This is a genomic window from Streptomyces sp. NBC_00247 (assembly GCF_036188265.1).
Classification (GTDB): Bacteria; Actinomycetota; Actinomycetes; order Streptomycetales; family Streptomycetaceae; genus Streptomyces.
This window is the reverse complement of sequence record NZ_CP108093.1, coordinates 6,077,508-6,097,179: the sequence shown is the minus strand read 5'-3', so window position 1 is coordinate 6,097,179 and position 19,672 is coordinate 6,077,508. Positions and strand designations below refer to the sequence as shown.

The following is a 19,672-nucleotide window of genomic DNA, read 5'->3' as shown; positions in this document are numbered from 1 at the left end:
GGGACGTGTTTCAGAAAGGGGCGCGGTCCGCCGGGAGGGCGGAAGGCGGGACCTTCGGAACACGCCCTACTTCTCCGTGACGCCCGCCGAGTCGAACGTCGCGACCTCGTGCATGGCGCGCGCGGCGCTCTGCACGATCGGGAGCGCGAGCAGGGCGCCCGTGCCCTCTCCGAGCCGCAGGTCGAGGTCGATCAGCGGACGCAGGCCCAGCTTGTTGAGCGCGGCCACGTGGCCGGGCTCCGCGCTGCGGTGACCCGCGATGCAGGCGGCCAGCGCCTCGGGGGCGATGGCACGGGCGACCAGGGCGGCGGCACCGGCGCTCACGCCGTCCAGGATGACCGGGGTGCGCAGCGAGGCGCCGCCCAGGAGGTAGCCGGCCATGGCCGCGTGCTCCAGGCCGCCGACGGCCGCGAGCACGCCGATCGGGTCGGACGGGTCGGGCTGGTGCAGTTCCAGGGCGCGGCGCACCACGTCGACCTTGCGGGCGTGCATCTCGTCGTTGATGCCGGTGCCCCGCCCGGTGACCTCGGAGGGGTCGGCCCCGGTGTAGACGCAGATGAGGGCGGCCGACGCCGTGGTGTTGGCGATGCCCATCTCGCCGATGAGCAGACCCTTGTTACCGGCGGCGACGAGGTCGCGGGCGGTCTCGATGCCGACCTCGATCGCGGCGAGGACGTCCTCGCGGCTCATCGCGGGACCGGTGGTGAAGTCCGCCGTGCCGGGCCGCACCTTGCGGGGCAACAGGCCGGGGGTGGCGGGGAGTTCGGTGGCGACACCGACGTCCACGACGCAGACCTCGGCACCGACCTGGCTCGCGAAGGCGTTGCAGACGGCGCCGCCGGCCAGGAAGTTGGCCACCATCTGGCCGGTGACCTCCTGGGGCCAGGAGGTCACCCCCTGGGCGTGCACGCCGTGGTCACCGGCGAAGATCGCGACGGCCGCGGGCTCCGGGATCGGCGGCGGGCAGGTCCGGGAGAGTCCGGCGAGCTGCGCGGAGATGATCTCCAGCATGCCGAGCGCGCCGGCGGGCGTGGTCATCCGCTTCTGTCGCTCCCACGCCTCTCCGAGCGCCTTGGCGTCCAGCGGGCGGATGTTGGCGATGGTCTCCTGGAGCAGGTCGTGCGGCTCCTCGCCGGGCAGCGCCCGGCGGCCGTACGTCTCCTCGTGGACCACCCAGGAGAGCGGGCGGCGCTTGGACCAGCCCGCCTGCATCAGTTCGGGCTCATCGGGGAACTCGTCGACGTACCCGACACAGAGGTACGCGACGATTTCGAGGTGCTCGGGCAGACCGAGGGCGCGGACCATCTCGCGCTCGTCGAAGAAGCTGACCCAGCCGACGCCGAGTCCCTCGGCACGGGCGGCGAGCCAGAGGTTCTCCACGGCGAGTGCGGAGGAGTACGGGGCCATCTGCGGCTGGGTGTGACGGCCCAGGGTGTGGCGTCCGCCGCGGGTGGGGTCGGCGGTGACGACGATGTTCACGGGGGTATCGAGGATGGCCTCGATCTTCATCTCCCGGAACTGCTTGGCCCGGCCCTTGGGAAGCGACTTCGCGTAGGCGTCGCGCTGACGCTGGGCGAGCTCGTGCATGGAACGCCGGGTCTCCGCCGAGCGGATGACGACGAAGTCCCAGGGCTGCGAGTGGCCGACGCTGGGCGCGGTGTGCGCGGCCTCCAGCACGCGGAGCAGGACCTCGTGCGGGATGGGGTCGCTGCGGAAGCCGTTGCGGATGTCACGGCGCTCGCGCATGACGCGCAGCACGGCCTCGCGCTCGGCGTCGTCGTAGCCGGGGGCCGGGTCGGTCGCCGGCTCCTCGGGGGCGGCGGCGTACTCGGTCTCCGGCTCCTCGGCGGCGGCGTACTCGGTCTCCGGCTCCTCGGCGGCGGGCGCTTCGGCGGCCTCGGCGGGGGCGGTCAGGACGGCGTCCGCCGCGGGTCCGGCCGGTGCTGCCGGTTCGGCCGGTACGGCCTCGAAGACCGGGGTTTCGGGAGCCTCGGCGGGGTGGAGCTGTTCCTGTCGCACGTTCTGGTGTTCCGGTTCCGTGTACTGCGGCCCGCCGTCCTGTCCGGCGACGGGGGGCTCGACGGCCCAGGGCGCTCCGGCGGCCTGCGGCGCGGCGAACTCCTGGGCGCTGTCGGCCACTGCGGGGGGCTCCGGGAGAACGGCGGCAAGGGCGGCGTCGAAGGCGACGGGCTCGGCCCGGAGCGGCTCGGCATCCTGGATCGGCTCGGCGGCCGGCTCCGCGGCGGCGGGCTCGGCGACGGTCTGCTCGGCGGGCGCCCGGTACTCCTGCGGCTGGTGGTCCCGGACCTGCTCGGGCAGCCCGAGCGCGGCGAACCCGGTGTCGGGCACCGAGCCCTGTGCGGGGAAGTACGGCTCCTGGGCGCCCTCGGGCGCGAAGACCGGCGCGGGGGCCTCGGGGACGACCGTTTCTGCCGGGCCGGCCACCGGAACCACCGCCGGGGCTTCCGCCGCGATCTCCGCGGGCGCCTCGGCGAGGGCGTCGACCGGCGCGGGCTCCCGGGCGGAGGCGGCCGTCTCGAAGCCCGGTACCGCCTCGGGCGCGGGCTCGAATTCCGGTGCGGACCCCGGGAGCGCCTGGGCCGGTACGAAGTCCGCGGGGACGGTCCCCGTCGGCTCCGCGGCGACGGGAACGGTCCCGGTGTACGGGGCCTCCACGGGCGCGGCTTCGGCGGGCTCGGGCAGGGGGGCCTCCTCCGCCGGGTCCGCGTCCGCGACGGGCCGCCCGTCCGCGGCGGGGACCGGCTCGGGCGCACCCCACGGGGCGGCCCCCTGGAGCGGGATCTCGCCCAGCTGCGGGCCCGGGAGAGCGAACGCCTGCGCGGCGGGATCCTCGGCGGGCGCGGGAACCTCGGCGGGCGCCGGGACTTCGGCCTGTACGGGCGCTTCCGCCCGCACCGGGGCTTCGGCCCGCACGGCCTCGGCGGGCGCGGGAACCTCGGCGGGTGCCGGGTACTCGGGCGCCACGGGGGCCGGGGGCACCGTACGCGCCGGAGCCGGAGGCTGCGGGGACCCGGCCGGGCCGCGGTCGGCCAGCGAGCGCACGACTCCGCTCTGCCCGCCGTAGGAGGGACCGTCGACCGAGGGGCCGCGGTGCAGCGGACGGCGGGACGGCGCGGAGGCCATCGCGTGCGCGGCGACGGGTGCGGGCGCCTGGGTCCGCACCGCGCCGAGGTCGTAGGCCCCCGAATCGTGGCCCGCGGGCCCCTGGGCCACGGGCTCCTGGGACGGGTGCGTGCTCTGCTGCGGGAACTGCTGATAGGCGTCCGCGGCGGGAGCCGGGACGACCTGCGGATCGCTCCACGAGCCCTGGGCGGCGGGCATCAACAGCACGTCGTCTTCGTAGGGCGCCTGCTCGGAGGGATCGAGGTAGGTGTAGGCATCCGGGGCGAGGACGCCCGGCTGCTCCACCATGCCTGCGTTCTCCGGCTGTCCCTCGCCCGGGATCTGGCCGGTGTCAGTCATGCGTACCCCTCGCCCATCGTCAGTGCTCCTTCGGCCCATCGCCCGGGACGCCCGCGTCACGGCACGCCGGTGCTCGCCAACTAGAACGAGCGGGCTCGCCGCGCGGCACGAAACGCCCGCGGACCTCTACATATTCTCGCGGCCGTTCGCCACGGCGACAGGTTTGTCGCGCCGCGGTTCGCTGTGGACTGCGCCACTTCACGCCGTCCCGGTTGTGCCGTACCACAGGGAGAAACAAAATGGCTCCCTTTTCCGGACATTGACGCACGAAGCGACGAACGACCGGGTTCGGTACAACAATCCGCCAGCCTACCTTCCGCGCTGTAGCGACCTGGTCACGGGGCAAGGTCCGAACGCACCGCGCAGAGCAGGAACGCGACGGACCGTTCGCGTTCCTCCCAGGCCGAGGTGTCCAGGTCCACGGACTGGAGGAGCACGCATTCCACCGTGTAACCGCCGCCGGAGAGCGCGGTGACGAGGGCTTCCGCCTGGTCCCGGGTGGACGCGTGGGTGACGATCCGCTCGGGGCGCCGGTCGGCGACGGCGAGGGCCACCCGAACGCCGCCGCCCCCGATGCGTACGACATCGGGTTCGGGAAGTCGTTCGAGCACGTGGGGGGCGAGGCCCTGGACGACCTGGACGGCCACGCCGAAGGAGCGGGCCGCGGCGGTCGCCCGGGCGCAGGCGGCCGGGTCCCGGTCGACGGCGATGACGGCCGCGCCGAAGCGGGCCGCTTCGACGGCCAGCGCACCGGTGCCCGAACCGATGTCCCAGACCAGGTCGCCCGTACGCGGGCCGAGCCGGGCCAGTTGGGCGGCGCGCATCCCGGCGGACTCGCCCTCGGCGCTCTGCTCCGGTCGCGCCCGGTCGTCTCCGGCGTGGTCGCGCCCGGCGGCCCCGCTCGCGGCCCGGCGGTGTGCGTCCTCGGGCAGCCCCCAGCCCCGTACGCCGTCGGGGCGGGCGGGATCACGGCCGCCGATCCAGCCGGCGGCGGCCGTGGTGGGGCCGCTGCCGACGACGATGACGACGTTCGGGTCGCGCCAGGCGTGGTCGGCGGCCTTGTCGGAGGTGAGGACGGTGACGCGCTCGCGGGCGGTGCCGAGTTCCTCGCAGATCACGAAGGTGCGGTGGACGCCGTCGAGCAGCAGGGCCAGTTCGGCCGGGCCGGCGCCGGGCGAGGTGAGGACGGCGACCTTGTGGTGGGCCCGGCAGACGTTGACGGCCCGTCGCAGGGTCTTCGGGTGGGCGACGACGACCTGGGCGTCGTCCCAGGGCATCCCCGCACGGGCGAAGGCGGTGGCGACGGAGGAGACCGCGGGCACGACCTCGACCTCCAGGCCGTGTTCGGGCGCGCGCAGGGTGCGTACGACTCCGAAGAAGCCGGGGTCGCCGTCCGCGAGGACGACGGCGCTCCCCCGGTGTCCGGCGATGCGCCGGGCGGCGAGGTCCACGCTGCCGAGGCGGATGCGTTCGGCGCCCCGCGGTACTTCGGCGAGCGCGAGGTGGTGCGCGGCGCCGGCGACGAGCGTGGCGGCGGAGAGTGCTGCGGTGGCCGCTCTGGTCAGCGGTGAGCCGTCCCAGCCGATCACCGTGACGCGGTCGGCCATCGTCGTCCGTCTCCTGGAGATGTGGGGGGCGTGAGCGGGTGTCCTCCGCCGGGGGTGCCCGCGCGAAGGAGCCGGGTAGAGGTTATCGGGTCGCTCCCGGGGCCGGACCGCAGGGGAGGCGGGCGGCGGTCCCCGTCAGTTCCAGTCGTCGTAGGTGCCGTAGCCGCCCGCGTCCGCGAGCTGCTCGGCGACGCCGTCGAGGTCCTCCGGCAGGAGTCCCCAGACGATCAGGTCGGTGCGGAAGTCGGCCCAGCCGCCGTCCTCCGTCTGCGTCCGCGCTATCCGGGCGTTGCGCAGGACGCCCTCGCTGATGCAGCCGAGTTTCTGCGCGACCTGCTGGGAGGCGGTGTTGTCGGCCTGGGTGCGCAACTCGATCCGCTCGAAGGCCTGGTCGCGGAAGAGCCACTCGGCGAGCGCCAGTACGGACTCGGTGGCGTATCCCTCGCCGCGCGCCCAGTGGGCGGTGACGTAGACGACTTCGGTGGAGCGGGTGCGCCAGTCGGTGTTGAGCAGCCGTACGGAGCCCACGAGTCGCTGGGTGAGGAACTCGTGGACGGCGAAGACGATGCCGTGGCCCTGGGTGCGCTCGCCCGGGGCGATCCGCCGGATCCAGCGTTCGGCGTCGATCCGGGTGTACGGCTGCGGGCCGTCCGTCCAGGCGGTGACGGCCTCGTCGTTCATCATGTCGGTCAGCGCCGGGAGGTCCGACATGTCGTAGGGGCGCAGCACCAGTCGGTCCGTGCTGATCGAGATCGACGGAAAGGTGGTAGTCATGCGCAGCTCCATGCCGAAGACCGGTAAAGGCACAGCATGCAGTATCGGGCGCGCGCCGCGCATGGGCGGGTCCGCGCGGCGGAGCCCCGCACCTCCTCGGCGGGAGGTGCGGGGCTCCGTGGGCGTGCGGGGTGGGTCAGGAAGAGACCGGGGTACCGAAGGCGGGGATGACCGAGCCCTTGTAGGTGTCCTCGATGAACTTCTTGACCTCGTCGCTGTTGAGGAGCTTGGCGAGCTTCTCGACGCGGGGGTCCTTCTCGCCGCCCTTCTTGACGACCAGGATGTTGGCGTAGGGGTTGCCCTCCGCCTTCTCGATGGCGAGCGCGTCCTTCGACGGCGTGAGCTTGGCCTCGATCGCGTAGTTGCCGTTGATGACGGCGGCGTCGACGTCGTCCAGGGCGCGGGGCACGGTGGCGGCCTCCAGCTCCTTGAACTTCAGGCCCTTGGCGTCGGTGATGTCGCTCAGCTTGGCGTCGGTGCCGACACCGGACTTGAGCGTGATCAGGCCCTCGTCGGCGAGGAGCAGGAGCGCGCGGCCCTCGTTGGTGGTGTCGTTGGGCACCGCGATCGTCTGGCCGGCCTTGATGTCGCCGACCGCCCCGACCTTCTTGGAGTAGAGGCCGAGCGGCTCCAGGTGGACGTTGACGACCGGCACGAGGTGGGTGCCGTTCTTCTTGTTGAAGTCGTCCAGGTAGGGCTTGTGCTGGAAGAAGTTGGCGTCGATCTGGCCGTTCTCGGTGGCGGTGTTCGGCAGGACGTAGTCCGTGAACTCCTTGACCTCCAGCTTGAGGCCGGCCTTCGCGGCGAGGTTCTTCTTCACGAAGTCGAGGATGTCGGCGTGCGGCGTCGGGGACGCGCCCACGACGAGCGCCTTGGAGGTGTCGGCGCTCGCGCCGGTGCCGCCGGCGGACGGGTCGGAGTCCGTGCCGCAGGCGCTCAGGCCGAGGGCGAGGGCGGCGGTGGCGGCGGCTGCCGCGGAGAGCTTGATGGTCTTGCGCACGAAAAGTGCCTCTTTCAGGTGGGTGATGTGGGCCGTCCCGTCATCCGCGGTGGTTCGGTGCGCGGCGTCGGACGCGGTGCGTCGCAAGGCCGAGGAGTGTCCGGACACTGGGTGTGTCCGGATGTTGCGACAACGCGGCGAGGTGCCGTAGCTGTCGTCGCGCACCCGCCGGGGGTTACGGGGCAGCCCTCTTGCCCGGACAAGGAGTGCGGGCTTACCGCCGTGCTCGTACGGACGGTGCCGGTACGCGCGGGACGGAGGTCTGTGGGTCGGCGCCGGGAAGGCGCGTCAGGCGGTGCGGCCCCGGCGGGCCAGCAGGCGTCCGGCGAGGTCACCGACGAGCTGCACGACGGTCACGATGACGATGAGCAGCACGACGGTGACGATCATGAACTGGTTGTCGAAGCGCTGGAATCCGTAGGTGACGGCCTTGGAGCCGAGTCCCTCGCCGCCCACGGCGCCGGCCATCGCGGAGTAGCCGATGAGCACGATCACCGTGGTGGTGATGCCGGAGATCAGGGAGGGCAGGGCCTGCGGGAGCAGGACCTTGCGGACGATGGTGGGGATGGAGCCGCCCATCGACTGGACCGCCTCGACGAGTCCGTGGTCGACCTCGCGGACGGCGGTCTCCACCAGGCGCGCGAAGAAGGGGATGGCGCCGACGGCCAGCGGGACGATCATCGCGGTCGGGCCGATGAAGGTGCCGACCACCCAGGTCGTGAAGGGGATCAGCGCGATCAGCAGGATGATGAAGGGCAGCGAGCGGCCGATGTTGACGACCACGCCGACGATCCTGTTCACCACGGTGTTCTGGAGCAGCCCGCCCTTGTCGGTGAGGACCAGCAGCACTCCGAGCGGCAGGCCGACGGCGACGGTGACGACCGCGGACCACAGGACCATGTAGAGGGTGTCGACGGTGCCCTGGGTCAGCAGGGGCTGCATTTCGGACCAGGTCACTTCGCGGCCTCCTTGGTGAGCGGGGCGGTGGTCTGCGCGGGGATCACGGTGGCGGCGGCCTCGTCCACGACGTCCACCCGCAGCCCCTGCTCGCGCAGGAAGCCGATGGGCACGACGTTCTCCTCGAAGCGGCCGGGCAGCTCGATGCGCATCCGGCCGATCTGCTTGCCGCCCACGGTGTCCATGGCCGCGCCGAGGATCGAGATGTCGATGTCGTAGGTACGGGAGAGCTGGGAGATCACCGGACGGCCGGTGGACTCACCGTGGAAGGTGACGTCGACCACCGTGCGGCCGGGGGCCGGGGCGCCGCCGCCGACGGGGAAGAGTTCGTGGGCCAGTTCGGAGCCGGGGGTGGCGAGGAGTTCGCCGAGTGTGCCGGACTCGACGACGCGGCCCCGGCGCATCAGCGCGGCGGAGTCGCAGATCGTCTTGACGACGTCCATCTCGTGGGTGATGAGCAGCACGGTCAGGCCGAGCTGCTGGTTGAGGTCGCGCAGCAGCTGGAGGATGGACCGGGTGGTCTCGGGGTCCAGGGCCGAGGTCGCCTCGTCCGAGAGCAGCACCTTCGGGTCGCCGGCCAGGGCGCGGGCGATGCCGACGCGCTGCTTCTGGCCCCCGGAGAGCTGCCCGGGGTACGCCTTCGCCTTGTCGCCGAGGCCGACCAGGTCGAGCAGTTCGAGTGCCTTGCGGGAGCGGTCGCGGCCGGGCACGCCGAGGATCTCCAGCGGGAGTTCCACGTTGCCCTGGACGGTGCGCGAGGCCAGCAGGTTGAAGTGCTGGAAGACCATGCCGATGCGGCTGCGCGCCTCGCGCAGTTCCTTGCCCGCCCGGCGGCCCCGGCCGGCGAGGGCGGTGAGGTCCTGGCCCGCGACGGTCACGGTGCCGGAGGTGGGCCGCTCCAGGAGGTTCACGCAGCGGATGAGGGAGGACTTGCCGGCGCCGCTCTGGCCGATGACGCCGAAGACCTCGCCCTCCTCGACGTGCAGGTCGACTCCGTCGAGTGCGGTGACCTCACGGTCGCGCGACTGGTAGACCTTCGTGAGGCCCGAAGTGGTGATCACAGGGTTTCCGTCACTGTCGAGTGCTCGCGGCGTGGTGGTGCGCCGGGCACGGGGCATTCGTCCGAGGGAGACTCACCGGCCCTCGTCGGCCGGGATCTCGGCACGGCCGCGGCACGGGAGTGCCGGTCGAGGCCGGAGCGTTCCTGCCGGGGGGACCGGGAGGCAACGGCGTCGGCGCGGTCTCGCTTCGGGGCGCGAGACGCTGGCGTGGACCCTCAGATGGCGCACATTCGACACATGCGACGAGCACCGGGCGTACTGATCGCCTCGGTCGCAAGGGTGCGGCTGCTCGTCGTGGTCATGCCCCAAGTAAAACAGACGTGAGGGAGAGCGGAACCGGCGCGTCCGGATGGCGGACGCCCCGACGCGGACCGCCGCCTCTGCCGCCCCCTCCTCACGCACCCCTTCCGACCTGCACAGACGTGGCCGTTCAGCGGTTCGTACCGGCCGGGGACCGCGCCGCCGTCCGGCCGGGGCACCTGTGGCGGACGCCACGGCCACCCCCTCGCGGACCCCGTGTCCGCCGTCGCCGGAGGGCCGGTCCACCGCTTCCGAGCAGGACCAGCGGGAGGCGGGGCCGGACGCGGGCACGGGGCGCGGCCGTAATACCCTCGGCTCATGCTCGACGCCCTGACGGTCACGCTCGCCGTGGCCGCGCTCGCCCTCGCCGCCTGGTGCGGATTCGCCGCCTACCGGGACCAGCCGACCAAGGACTGGCACTTCATCGGTATGGCGGTCGTCACACTGCTGGCGCTCGCCCAGCTGGTGGTGGGCATCGTGCAGCTGACGCGCGGTGAGCGCCCGGAGCAGGGCATGACGATCTTCATCTGCTATCTCATCGGCTGCTTCGCGGCCGTGCCCGCGGCCGGCTTCCTGTCACTGACCGAGCGGACCCGCTGGGGTTCGGCGACGGTGGCCGCCGGGGCGGTGGTGCTGGCCGTGCTGGAAGTGCGGCTCTACGACATCTGGGGAAACTGACGTGACCGACACCGATCGCACCGGGACCCCGGCGCCGTCCGGAGCGGCTCAGCCGAAGCCGTCGTTCGACTTGGGGACCGGCCCCGGCCGCGTACTCGTCTGGTTCTACGGGGTGTTCACCGTCGCCGCCGCCTCGCGGGCGATCGTCCAGATCGTCCTGGACTTCGGCAAGGCGCCGCTGGCGTACGTACTGTCGGCCGTCGCCGCCCTGGTGTACGGGTTCATCACGTACTCCCTGGTGCGCGGCGGGGAGAAGGCCCGCCGGGCCGCTCTGGTGTGCTGCGCCGCCGAGCTGACGGGCGTTCTGATCGTGGGCACCTGGACGATGGTGGAGCCCTCCGCCTTCGCGGACGCCACCGTCTGGTCGGACTTCGGCATGGGATACGTCTTCATTCCGGTGATCCTCCCGGTCACCGGACTGCTCTGGCTGCGCCGGGCGAAGCAGGCCTGAGGCGCGACCCGTTCCCGCCCCCGGGCCACGCGGCGAGCGGGGCGGTCCCGCGGCGACGTGCGGTGAGCACGCGGTCCCGCCCGCGCGTTCCGTGCGGGCGGGACTTCGCGTTCCTGCCGGGCGGGGAGCCGTTACGCGCTCGCCAGGTACTCCTGGGCCGCCGGGGCTTCCTTCTCCAGCAGGATCAGGCGTACTCCGTCCTCACCTGTCTCGGCGCCGACCTGCGCGTATCCGGCACGACGGTAGAGGCGCAGGTTGCCCTCGCTGCGGTGTCCGGTGTGCAGCCGGAAGCGGGTGGCGGCACGCTCGGCCGCGAGTCCCGTCTCCGCCGCGCGCAGCAGCCGGGCGCCGAGGCCGTGGCCCTGGAGCCGGGGGTGGACGCAGAGTTTGCCGATCCGGCCGGTGCCGTCCTCCGCGGTGAACCCCCGCACCGCGCCGACGACCTCGTCGCCGAGCCGGGCCACGAAGAGCAGGTCGGTGGCGAGTTCGTCCCGGACGGACTCCAGGGTCTGGACGAGCGGGTCGATCCGGTAGTTCCCGTAGAGCTCCGCCTCGCTCTGGAAACAGAGGTACTGGAGCCTGAAGAGCTGCTCGGCGTCGTCCTGGTCCGCCGCCGAGATGATCACGCTCATGCCCATGTGTGCATGCCTCCCGCTCACCTGATAAGCCAGTTGTTCACCGCACCATTCCCCGCGTTCCGGGAGCGGCAACCTCCGCCGCGAGCATTCTGCGGAGACATCCCAGACATCTGGAGCGAATCGGCCCCAAACTCCCCTGTGACATACCCAACTCCTCCGCGATCTCGCGGTAGGTGCGGTCGCCCGGGTCGAGCAGGGCGTTCAGCAGTCCGGCGCAGCGACCGGGCAGCCGGGCGACGGCCGCGCGCAGCGCCCGGCGTTCGTCGGCACCGAGAGCGGCGCGCTCGGGACAGCTGCCGGGGCCCGCGGCGGGTCCGTCGTCGGCATGCGGGTGTTCGCGCAGAACGGCGCGGCGGGAGCGGCGGACCTCGGCGCGTACGGTCTCGCGCACCCAGCGGGCCGGGTCGGGTGACGGAGCGCCGGAGGCGAGGCGCTCCAGCAGCCGCAGCCAGACGGTCTGTTCGAGGTCGGCCGGGTCCGTGCCGGCCGCCGGGGCCTCGGCCGTCACCTCGGCGCGGACCAGCGGGTGCAGGGCCGTCAGCACCACGACGGTGGACGTGGTGGGAGCGGCCGGAGCGCGGGGAACGGCGTCCGGCGCGCGGTCGGCGAGGGTCGTTGCACGGTCGACGGGGATCACGCCCGCTCAACGCGTCCCGCGCGCGGGCGGTTGCCGTACGCGGGAAGTGCCACCCGACCGGGGCACGACGGGTCCGGCGCTGACGCGGACCGGCCCTGCCCCGGTGGGTGGACGGAGCCGTCAGGCGCGGCGCGCGTCGGCCGCCGCGAGCCGGGCGGTGTCTGCGTTGTCGGAGAAGATGCCGTCGATGCCCGTGGCGAAGTACGCGCGGAAGGCGCCGAAGGCGTCCCCGTACGCGTTGGGGTCGGTGCCCCGGCGGAACTCGGTGGGCAGGAAGGTGTTCTCGTTGCGCATCGTGTACGGGTGGAGGACCAGCCCCCGCGCGTGCGCGTCCCGGACCAGGGTGGTCGGAGCGGCGAGGCGACCGTCGGAATCTCTCGGGATCACCAGGTCGAGGGTGGGGCCGATGCCCTGGGCGAAGGAGGCGATCCACTTCAGGCCGGCCGGGGTGACGAGGTCGGCGACGGTGCGCGGGTCGCCCGCCGCGGTGAAGTCCCAGGGGCGCGAGGACGCGCCGGCGAGCAGCACGATGCGCGGGGTGGAGACCAGGGTGGAGAGCCGCCGCACGGAGTCGGGCTCGAAGGACTGGAGGATGAGGGCCGCGTCCGCGCGGTCGCGTCCATAACGGCGGAGCAGCTTGGCGAGCGGCTCTTCCAGGCCGAGTCCGAGCCCCCGGAAGTACGAGGGGTGCTTGGTCTCGGTGTAGAGCCAGACCGGCTTGCCGCGCTTGCGGCCCTCGGCGTCGGCCCAGCGCAGGACCTCCTCGAAGGTGGGGATCTCCCAGCGGCCGTCGTAGAGGGTGTTCTTCTGACGGGTGCCCGGGATGCGCTCGACGGCCCGCAGGGTCTTCAGTTCGGCGAGGGTGAAGTCCTCGGTGAACCAGCCGGTCAGCTGGACCCCGTCGACCGTCTTGGTGGTCCTGCGGCCGGCGAACTCGGGGTGGGAGGCGACGTCGGTGGTGCCGGTGATGTCGTTCTCGTGGCGGCAGACGAGGTGGCCGTCCTTGGTCGGGACGAGGTCCTGCTCGACGATGTCCGCGCCGAGGTCCAGGGCGAGCTGGTAGGAGCCCAGGGTGTGCTCGGGCCGGTAGCCGCTGGCTCCCCGGTGGCCGACGACGGTGGGGACGGGCAGGTCGCGCAGGCGACGCCCGGCGCCACTCCCCTTGGCCTCGCGGTCGTCGTGGCCCCGGTCGTCGGCCGCGGCGGTGCCGGCGGCCGAGAGGCCGAGAGTGGTCGTTCCGAGCACCGCGGCTCCGAGCAGGGCCCGGCGGCCGGGGCTCTTGCGCGTACGCTCTGTCATGGACGCTCCTCGCGTGTGATGTTCGGCGACGACACCGGCTTCGGCGCGGCCCCGAGCGTAGGCAGGGGGGCCGTCCTCCAGGGGTCGGGCGGGCCAACACACCGCTAACACAAGTCAACACCGCGTATCCGTCGCGTGAACCCGATGTGCGGTCGGCGGGTCGCCGCGAGTATCGTCCTCACCTGCACAGACCATCGCGTCACCGCCCCGGCCGGCCCGGCCACGACACCGGAGGAACCGTTGTCCCGACTCACGGTCATCAAGGCAGTGCTCGGCCCGATCCTGCGCCTGATGTTCCGCCCTCGGATCGAGGGCGCCGAGAACATCCCCGGAGACGGTCCGGTGATCCTCGCGGGCAACCACCTCACCTTCATCGACTCGCTGATCATGCCGATCTGCTGCGACCGGCCGGTGTACTACATCGGCAAGGACGAGTACGTCACCGGCAAGGGCGTCAAGGGCCGCATGATGGCCTGGTTCTTCACCGGCAGCGGCATGATCCCGGTGGACCGCGACGGCGGACGGGGCGGGGTCGCCGCACTCATGACGGGCCGCAGGGTGCTGGACGAGGGCGGCGCCTTCGCCATCTACCCGGAGGGCACGCGCTCCCCCGACGGCCGGCTCTACCGGGGTCGTACGGGCATCGCCCGCCTCACCCTGATGACGGGCGCGCCGGTGGTCCCGTTCGCGATGATCGGCACCGACAAGCTGCAGCCGGGCGGCGCCGGGATTCCCCGTCCGGGCAAGGTCACGGTCCGCTTCGGCGAGCCGATGGAGTTCTCCCGGTACGAGGGCATGGACCGCGACCGCTACGTGCTGCGCGCGGTGACGGACTCGGTGATGTCCGAGGTCATGCGTCTCTCCGGCCAGGAGTACGTGGACATGTACGCGACGAAGGCCAAGGCCGCCTGAAACGCCGTCCGGCCCGCCGCCCCCGAGAGGTCCTCTCCCCGGGCCGGCGGGCCCTTCGCGTGTCCGGACGCGCGCGAACACCGTAATTCGCGGGCGCTACGGGCGGCCGGACGGTACGGTCCCGGGCGTGACCGACAAGGAAGACTTCTTCCAAGAGCGGATCGCGGCGACGTACGACGATCCCTCGGACGGCATGTTCGCGGCGGATCTGGTGGGGACGACCGCGGACTTCCTGGCGGAGCTCGCGGGCGGCGGCCGGGCACTCGAACTCGGCATCGGGACCGGGCGGATCGCGCTGCCGCTGGCGCGGCGCGGGGTGCCGGTGCACGGCATCGACCTGTCCCGGGCGATGGTGGAGCGGCTGCGCGCCAAACCGGGCGGCGAGGCGGTCGGGGTGACGATCGGGGACTTCACCGGGACGAGGGTGGACGGCACCTTCGCCCTCGCCTACCTGGTCTTCAACACGATCATGAACCTGACGACCCAGGCGGACCAGGTCGCCTGTTTCCGCAACGTCGCGGACCATCTCGCGCCGGGCGGCACCTTCGTGATCGAGGTGATGGTCCCGGAACTGCGCAAACTGCCCGCCGGGCAGCGGATCGTGCCTTTCCACACGAGTGCGACGCGCTGGGCGTACGACGACTACGACGTCGCCACCCAGTCGGTGAGTTCGAACTACGTGGACCTCGCCGACGGCCGGGGCGAGTACCGCTCGATCCCGTTCCGCTACGTGTGGCCCGCCGAGCTCGACCTGATGGCTCAGCTCGCGGGGATGCGGCTGCGGGAGCGCTTCGAGGACTGGGACCGGAGCCCGTTCGGCAACGAGAGCGGACGGCACGTCTCGGTGTGGGAGAAGCCCGCGGGCTGACGGCCGGCCAGGGGTTCACCCGTGTCCGGCGCCCTCCTCCAGCCGCTGCCCGCGCAGCAGGGACCAGGCGGCGACCGCCGTCGCCACCAGCACGACGGCGCCGGTCCCGGCGGCGGCCCGCAGCCCGTCGGTGAACGCGTCCTGCGCGGCGGCGATCAGCTGACCGGCCTCGGCGGCGGGCAGTGTCCGGGCCGCCTCCACGGCTCCGCCGAGCGACTCGTGGGCGGCGGCCGTGGTGCCCGGCGGAACCCCCGCCGGGGTGGGAAATCCCTGGTAGACGCTGGTCACGATGGAGCCGAGCAGAGCGATGCCGAGGGCGGCGCCGAGTTCGTACGCGGTCTCGGAGACTCCGGAGGCGGCGCCGGCCTGCTCCTTGGGAACGCTGGAGAGGATCACGTCCGCGGTCACGGTGAAGGAGAATCCCGCGCCGACGCCGAGGACGAGCAGGATCGCGCCCAGCGGCGGATACGCGGTGTCCTGGCCGATCAGGGTCACCGCGGCCAGTGCCAGGCCCACGGCGGCGAGCCCGCCGGAGACGACGGCCCGCACCGAGAACCGGCGGGCCGCCCTGCCCGCCAGCAGACCCGCCACCACCGATCCCACGGCGGCGGGCAACTCCGCGAGGCCGGCCTCCAGCGGGCTGCGGCCCTGGACCAGCTGGAGGAACTGGGAGAGGAAGAAGACGAGTCCGGACAGGCCGAGGATGGTGAGCAGATCGGCGAGGACGGCCCCCGAGAATCCACGGTGGTGGAAGAGATGGACGTCGATCAGGGGGGCCGTCAGGAGCAGTTGCCTGCGGACGAACCACACCAGCGCGGCGGCGCCGATCACGGCGGCGAGCGCGACGCCCGGGCCGAATCCGTGTGCGGCGGCCTCCTTGACCGCGTAGACCACCCCGATGATGCCGACGAGCGAGAGGGCGACGCTGGGCAGGTCCCAGGGACCGGGAGCCGGGTCCTTCGATTCGGGGATCAGCCGGGCGCCCACCACCACGAGGACGGCCATCACCGGCAGGTTGATGAGGAAGACGGAACCCCACCAGAAGTGTTCGAGGAGGAATCCGCCGACCACGGGCCCGACCGCCGCGCCGGCCGAGGCGGCCGCGCCCCAGATGCCGATGGCGAGACTGCGCTCGCGGGGGTCGTGGAAGATGTTGCGGATCAGGGCCAGCGTGGACGGCATCAGGGTCGCTCCCGCGACGCCGAGCAGCGCGCGGGCCGCGATCATCGCCTCGGCGCTGTCGGCGTACGCGTTCAGGACGGAGATCGCCCCGAACGCGGTGGCGCCCGTCAGAAGGAGCTTCTTGCGGCCGACCCGGTCGCCGAGGCTGCCCATGGAGACGAGGAACCCGGCGATCACGAAGGAGTAGACGTCGCCGATCCAGAGCAACTGGGTGCCGGTCGGTTCGAGGTCCTCGGTGAGGAACGGGGTCGCGAGGCCGAGGACGGTGGCGTCCACCGCGACCAGCAGGACGGCGAGGACGAGGACCGTCAGCGCGATCCAGCGGCCCGGGCGGCGGGTCTCTCCGGTGCCGGTCCCCCGGTCGGCTGTGCTCACCGCTCCACGCTCCGGCCCCCGCCGCCGGGCGGCAACCCGGCGATCCGCGGATGGCCCTGCCGGGACCCCGCGGCCGAATCTCGTTACCGCTCCGGCCCGCCGGGCGGCACCATGGGGGCATGGGCACCGAACCGCTGCTGCTGATCGACATCGACGGTCCGCTCAACCCGTACATGGCACTGTCCCGGCGGCGGGATCCGCAGGGGTACCGCCGCCACCGGATGCGCCCGACGGGGTGGGAGACCGGGCAGGCTCTGCCGGTACTGCTCAACGCGGCGCACGGCGCGGAGCTGCTGGCGCTGTCCGACCGGTACGAACTGGTCTGGGCCACCACCTGGAAGAACGAGGCCAACGAGTGGGTCGGCCCGCATCTGGGGCTGCCGCCGCTGCCGTTCGTCGACTGGCCCGTGGTGGGCGAGGGCACGGGCGACTGGACCTTCTGGAAGACGCGGCACGTCGTGGCGTACGCGGCCGGCCGGGCGTTCGCCTGGATCGACGACGAGATCGGCGAGCAGGACCGGGCGTGGGTGGCGGCCCACCACCCCGGCCCGGCGCTGCTGCGGCAGATCGATCCGGCCGTCGGCCTGGAGCGGGCGGACTTCGACGCGCTGGCCGCCTGGGCGACCTGAGGCACGCCGGGCCGGACGGGGATCGATGGGGGCGGGGTGCGTCAGCTCCAGGGCAGGGCGGCCCGGTACCGCCAGTACGCCTCCGGGTCCTCCACGAGGGTGTCGAACCGGGCCTGTTCCTCCTCGTCGAGGTCGAGGGTGACGGCGTGCAGGTTCCCGGAGAGCTGGAGAGCCGTGGCGGCGCCGGAGAGGACGACACCGGCCCACGGCTGGCGGAGCACATGCGCGAGGGCCACCGCGTCGCTGCCGAGTTCCCGGTCCCGGGCGATCTCCCGGATCAGCGCCGGGGCCTCGGTACCGGCCAGCCGTCCGTTCGCCATGCCCTCCTTGACGATCACCGTCAGTCCCGCCCCGTGGGCCTCGGCGAGCGCGGGGCCCGCCGAGGTCTCCAGGGCGTTGAAGGTGGCCTGGACGGTACGGAAGAGGGGTTCGCCGTCGACCGTGACGGCGAGGGCCGCCAGGATGGCGTCCTTCTGGCCGGGGCCGCTGGTGGAAAGGCCGATCGTGACGCCTTCGGCGGCCAGGTCGGCGAGCCGGGCGTGGAGTTCCTTGTCGGTGAGGGCCGGGCTGTCGGGGGTCACCGAGTGGATCTGGTAGAGGTCGAGCCGGTCGCCGAGCAGCGCGCGGGTCTCGGTGCGCTGGCGGTCGAAGGTGGCCGCGCCGTGGTCCTTGACCTCGTGCGCCTCGGCCTCCACGGACCAGTCGGCGGTGTAGGTGTAGCCCCATTTGCTGCCGACCACGACGTCGTCGAGGGCGGGTCGGGCGGTCAGCCACTCGGCGAGGAACGCCTCGGAGCGTCCGTAGGAGCGGGCCACGTCGATGTAGCGGACGCCCTGGGCGTAGGCGGCGTCCAGGAGTTCGTGGGTGCGCTCGCGCAGGGCGTCGGGGGTGCGGTCCCCGGGCAGGTCGAGGTCGCGGTGGAGGTTGATGTAGCCGGGCCTGCCGACTGCGGCGAGGCCGAGCCCGATGTGGGCGGTCGAGGCGGTGGCCGCGGTCAGGCGGTCGAATGGCATCGCGGGCTCCTCGTGGTCCGGGGTCGGTTCTTCACCCTTCCCCGTCAACGTAGCCCGCGTCGCCGTCCGTACACCTCGCACCCGGCCGCCGCGCGCGTCCGGACCGCGCGTGCGGGCACGGTCCGGACGCCAGGACCTACTTCCGGGCGGCCGCCCAGGCGTGCTGGACCGCGAGGTCCTGCTTGATCTCGGCGAGCTGGATCGCGACGGCGGACGGGGCGGTACCTCCGCGGCCGTCGCGCGAAGCGAGCGCGCCGGGCACGTCGAGGACGGTACGGACCTCGGGGGTGAGGTGCTCGGAGATCTTCTCGAACTGCTCGTCGGTCAGCTCGTCGAGCTCGATGCCCTGCTGCTCGCACTCCTTGACGCATTCGCCCGCGACCTCGTGCGCGACCCGGAAGGGCACGCCCTGCTTGACGAGCCACTCGGCGATGTCGGTGGCGAGCGAGAAGCCGGCCGGGGCCAGTTCCTCCATGCGCTCCCGGTTGACGGTGAGCGTGGCCATCATGCCGGTGAAGGCGGGGAGCAGGACCTCCAGCTGGTCGCAGGAGTCGAAGACGGGCTCCTTGTCCTCCTGGAGGTCGCGGTTGTACGCGAGCGGGAGCGCCTTGAGGGTCGCCATCAGGCCGGTCAGGTTGCCGATGAGCCGCCCCGACTTGCCGCGCGCCAGCTCGGCGATGTCCGGGTTCTTCTTCTGCGGCATGATCGAGGAGCCGGTGGAGAACGCGTCGTGCAGGGTGACGAAGGAGAACTCCTTCGTGTTCCAGATGATGATCTCCTCGGCGATCCGGGAGAGGTTGATCCCGGTCATCGCGGTGATGAAGGCGAACTCGGCGACGAAGTCGCGCGAGGCCGTGCCGTCGATGGAGTTGGCGACGGAGCCGCGCTCGAAGCCGAGATCGGCGGCGACCGCCTCCGGGTCGAGCCCGAGGGAGGAGCCGGCCAGCGCGCCGGAGCCGTACGGCGAGACGGCGGTGCGCTCGTCCCACTGGCGCAGCCGCTCGGCGTCCCGGGAGAGGGCCTGCACGTGGGCGAGGACGTGGTGGGCGAAGAGCACCGGCTGGGCGTGCTGGAGGTGGGTGCGGCCGGGCATCGCGACGTCCGGGTGGGTCTCGGCGAGGCCGACCAGCGCGTCCTGGAGCTCGGCGATCAGCCCGCCGATGATCCGGGCGTGGTCGCGCAGGTACATCCGGAACAGCGTGGCGACCTGGTCGTTGCGGGACCGGCCGGCGCGGAGCTTGCCGCCGAGGTCCTTGCCGAGGCGTTCCAGCAGACCGCGCTCCAGCGCGGTGTGGACGTCCTCGTCGGCGATGGTGCCGGTGAACGAGCCGTCCGCGACATCGGCTTCGAGCTGGTCGAGTCCGGCGGTCATGCGGGTGAGTTCTTCGTCGGTGAGCAGCCCCGCCTTGTTCAGGACACGCGCGTGGGCGCGGGAGCCGGCGATGTCGTAGGGCGCCAGCCGCCAGTCGAAGTGGACGGAGGCGGACAGCTTGGCCAGCGCCTCGGCCGGTCCGTCGGCGAAACGTCCGCCCCAGAGGCGTACGTCGCTGTTGCCGTTGGCGTGGGCGTTGCTCACTGCGTGCTCCTCGAAGAACAAGGGGGTGGATGTGCGACCGCCTCCCCGCCGCTGACGGTCGAGGAGGCCGGTTCTGTACGCGTGGTGCGGGCGTGGCACGCGCTGTCGGGCGGAGTCACACCGGGCGGCGGCCCTCGCGGAGGAGGCCGGAGGACTCTCCACGGTGCACCCACCGTTGGCATAACTATGCAATCCTCCGTATGTTTTGTCAAAGGGGCCGGTGGCGGCGCCC

General features: G+C 72.7%; 17 protein-coding genes. 5 read left to right on the top strand and 12 right to left on the bottom strand.

The window, feature by feature from the left end; genetic code table 11:
• Window positions 1-66 precede the first annotated feature (66 nt).
• The 6 genes from cobT to OHT52_RS26540 all read right to left on the bottom strand — a co-directional run bounded on the left by cobT (window position 67) and on the right by OHT52_RS26540 (window position 8,882).
• A complete protein-coding gene (gene cobT / locus OHT52_RS26565) occupies window positions 67-3,483 on the bottom strand; it encodes a nicotinate-nucleotide--dimethylbenzimidazole phosphoribosyltransferase (protein ID WP_328722709.1) in 3,417 nt (1,138 codons plus the stop codon).
• Between the two features lie 335 nt (window positions 3,484-3,818).
• Window positions 3,819-5,090: a precorrin-6y C5,15-methyltransferase (decarboxylating) subunit CbiE gene (gene cbiE, locus OHT52_RS26560; protein WP_328722708.1), complete on the bottom strand. Its 1,272-nt coding sequence runs from the start codon at window positions 5,088-5,090 to the stop codon at window positions 3,819-3,821.
• A 135-nt stretch (window positions 5,091-5,225) separates the two neighbouring features.
• Entirely contained in the window at window positions 5,226-5,864 is a 639-nt protein-coding gene (locus OHT52_RS26555) for a GNAT family N-acetyltransferase (protein ID WP_328722707.1), read from the bottom strand.
• A gap of 136 nt (window positions 5,865-6,000) precedes the next feature.
• Window positions 6,001-6,864 (bottom strand): MetQ/NlpA family ABC transporter substrate-binding protein, encoded by an 864-nt coding sequence (locus OHT52_RS26550; RefSeq protein ID WP_328722706.1) that lies wholly within the window; start codon window positions 6,862-6,864, stop codon window positions 6,001-6,003.
• A 288-nt stretch (window positions 6,865-7,152) separates the two neighbouring features.
• Window positions 7,153-7,821, bottom strand: coding sequence for a methionine ABC transporter permease (locus OHT52_RS26545; RefSeq protein ID WP_328722704.1), 669 nt, complete (start codon window positions 7,819-7,821; stop codon window positions 7,153-7,155).
• Window positions 7,818-8,882, bottom strand: coding sequence for a methionine ABC transporter ATP-binding protein (locus tag OHT52_RS26540; RefSeq protein ID WP_328722703.1), 1,065 nt, complete (start codon window positions 8,880-8,882; stop codon window positions 7,818-7,820). The genes OHT52_RS26545 and OHT52_RS26540 overlap by 4 nt, the downstream gene beginning before the upstream one ends.
• A 618-nt stretch (window positions 8,883-9,500) precedes the next feature.
• Here OHT52_RS26540 and OHT52_RS26535 point away from each other — a divergent pair.
• Window positions 9,501-9,860, top strand: a complete 360-nt coding sequence (locus OHT52_RS26535) for a hypothetical protein (RefSeq protein ID WP_328722702.1) — start codon at window positions 9,501-9,503, stop codon at window positions 9,858-9,860.
• Window position 9,861: 1 nt separating this feature from the next.
• Window positions 9,862-10,311 carry a hypothetical protein gene (locus OHT52_RS26530; RefSeq protein ID WP_328722701.1) on the top strand — a complete coding sequence of 150 codons (450 nt, stop codon included), beginning with the start codon at window positions 9,862-9,864 and terminating at the stop codon, window positions 10,309-10,311.
• A 131-nt stretch (window positions 10,312-10,442) separates the two neighbouring features.
• Here OHT52_RS26530 and OHT52_RS26525 read toward each other — a convergent pair whose 3' ends face one another.
• The 3 genes from OHT52_RS26525 to OHT52_RS26515 form a co-directional block, all read right to left on the bottom strand.
• Entirely contained in the window at window positions 10,443-10,949 is a 507-nt protein-coding gene (locus OHT52_RS26525) for a GNAT family N-acetyltransferase (protein WP_328722700.1), read from the bottom strand.
• A 37-nt stretch (window positions 10,950-10,986) separates the two neighbouring features.
• Window positions 10,987-11,496 carry a sigma-70 family RNA polymerase sigma factor gene (locus OHT52_RS26520; RefSeq protein WP_328723907.1) on the bottom strand — a complete coding sequence of 170 codons (510 nt, stop codon included), beginning with the start codon at window positions 11,494-11,496 and terminating at the stop codon, window positions 10,987-10,989.
• 210 nt (window positions 11,497-11,706) lie between these two features.
• Window positions 11,707-12,885, bottom strand: a complete 1,179-nt coding sequence (locus OHT52_RS26515; RefSeq protein WP_328722699.1) for a glycerophosphodiester phosphodiesterase — start codon at window positions 12,883-12,885, stop codon at window positions 11,707-11,709.
• A gap of 240 nt (window positions 12,886-13,125) precedes the next feature.
• Here OHT52_RS26515 and OHT52_RS26510 point away from each other — a divergent pair, with 240 nt between their 5' ends.
• The gene (locus OHT52_RS26510; RefSeq protein WP_328722698.1) at window positions 13,126-13,797 is read left to right on the top strand and encodes a lysophospholipid acyltransferase family protein; all 672 of its coding nucleotides are present in this window, start codon (window positions 13,126-13,128) and stop codon (window positions 13,795-13,797) included.
• A 127-nt stretch (window positions 13,798-13,924) separates the two neighbouring features.
• Entirely contained in the window at window positions 13,925-14,665 is a 741-nt protein-coding gene (locus tag OHT52_RS26505) for a class I SAM-dependent DNA methyltransferase (RefSeq protein WP_328722697.1), read from the top strand.
• 15 nt (window positions 14,666-14,680) lie between these two features.
• On the opposite strand, the gene OHT52_RS26500 is transcribed toward OHT52_RS26505, so the two are convergent.
• On the bottom strand, window positions 14,681-16,222 hold the full coding sequence (locus OHT52_RS26500; protein WP_328722696.1) for an MFS transporter: 1,542 nt from the start codon (window positions 16,220-16,222) through the stop codon (window positions 14,681-14,683).
• Window positions 16,223-16,341: 119 nt separating this feature from the next.
• On the opposite strand from OHT52_RS26500, the gene OHT52_RS26495 reads away from it, so the two are divergent.
• Entirely contained in the window at window positions 16,342-16,851 is a 510-nt protein-coding gene (locus OHT52_RS26495) for an HAD domain-containing protein (protein WP_328722695.1), read from the top strand.
• A gap of 41 nt (window positions 16,852-16,892) precedes the next feature.
• On the opposite strand, the gene OHT52_RS26490 is transcribed toward OHT52_RS26495, so the two are convergent.
• The gene (locus OHT52_RS26490) at window positions 16,893-17,864 is read right to left on the bottom strand and encodes an aldo/keto reductase (protein ID WP_328722694.1); all 972 of its coding nucleotides are present in this window, start codon (window positions 17,862-17,864) and stop codon (window positions 16,893-16,895) included.
• A gap of 136 nt (window positions 17,865-18,000) precedes the next feature.
• Window positions 18,001-19,440 (bottom strand): argininosuccinate lyase, encoded by a 1,440-nt coding sequence (gene argH / locus OHT52_RS26485; protein ID WP_328722693.1) that lies wholly within the window; start codon window positions 19,438-19,440, stop codon window positions 18,001-18,003.
• Window positions 19,441-19,672: the final 232 nt, after the last annotated feature.

Coding starts and splice junctions, on each gene's coding strand:
- OHT52_RS26535 (WP_328722702.1), top strand. CDS start 9,501: ATGCTCGACGCCCTGACGGTCACGCTCGCCGTGGCCGCGCTCGCCCTC.
- OHT52_RS26490 (WP_328722694.1), bottom strand. CDS start 17,864: ATGCCATTCGACCGCCTGACCGCGGCCACCGCCTCGACCGCCCACATC.
- OHT52_RS26555 (WP_328722707.1), bottom strand. CDS start 5,864: ATGACTACCACCTTTCCGTCGATCTCGATCAGCACGGACCGACTGGTG.
- OHT52_RS26515 (WP_328722699.1), bottom strand. CDS start 12,885: ATGACAGAGCGTACGCGCAAGAGCCCCGGCCGCCGGGCCCTGCTCGGA.
- cbiE (WP_328722708.1), bottom strand. CDS start 5,090: ATGGCCGACCGCGTCACGGTGATCGGCTGGGACGGCTCACCGCTGACC.
- OHT52_RS26495 (WP_328722695.1), top strand. CDS start 16,342: ATGGGCACCGAACCGCTGCTGCTGATCGACATCGACGGTCCGCTCAAC.
- cobT (WP_328722709.1), bottom strand. CDS start 3,483: ATGACTGACACCGGCCAGATCCCGGGCGAGGGACAGCCGGAGAACGCA.
- OHT52_RS26525 (WP_328722700.1), bottom strand. CDS start 10,949: ATGGGCATGAGCGTGATCATCTCGGCGGCGGACCAGGACGACGCCGAG.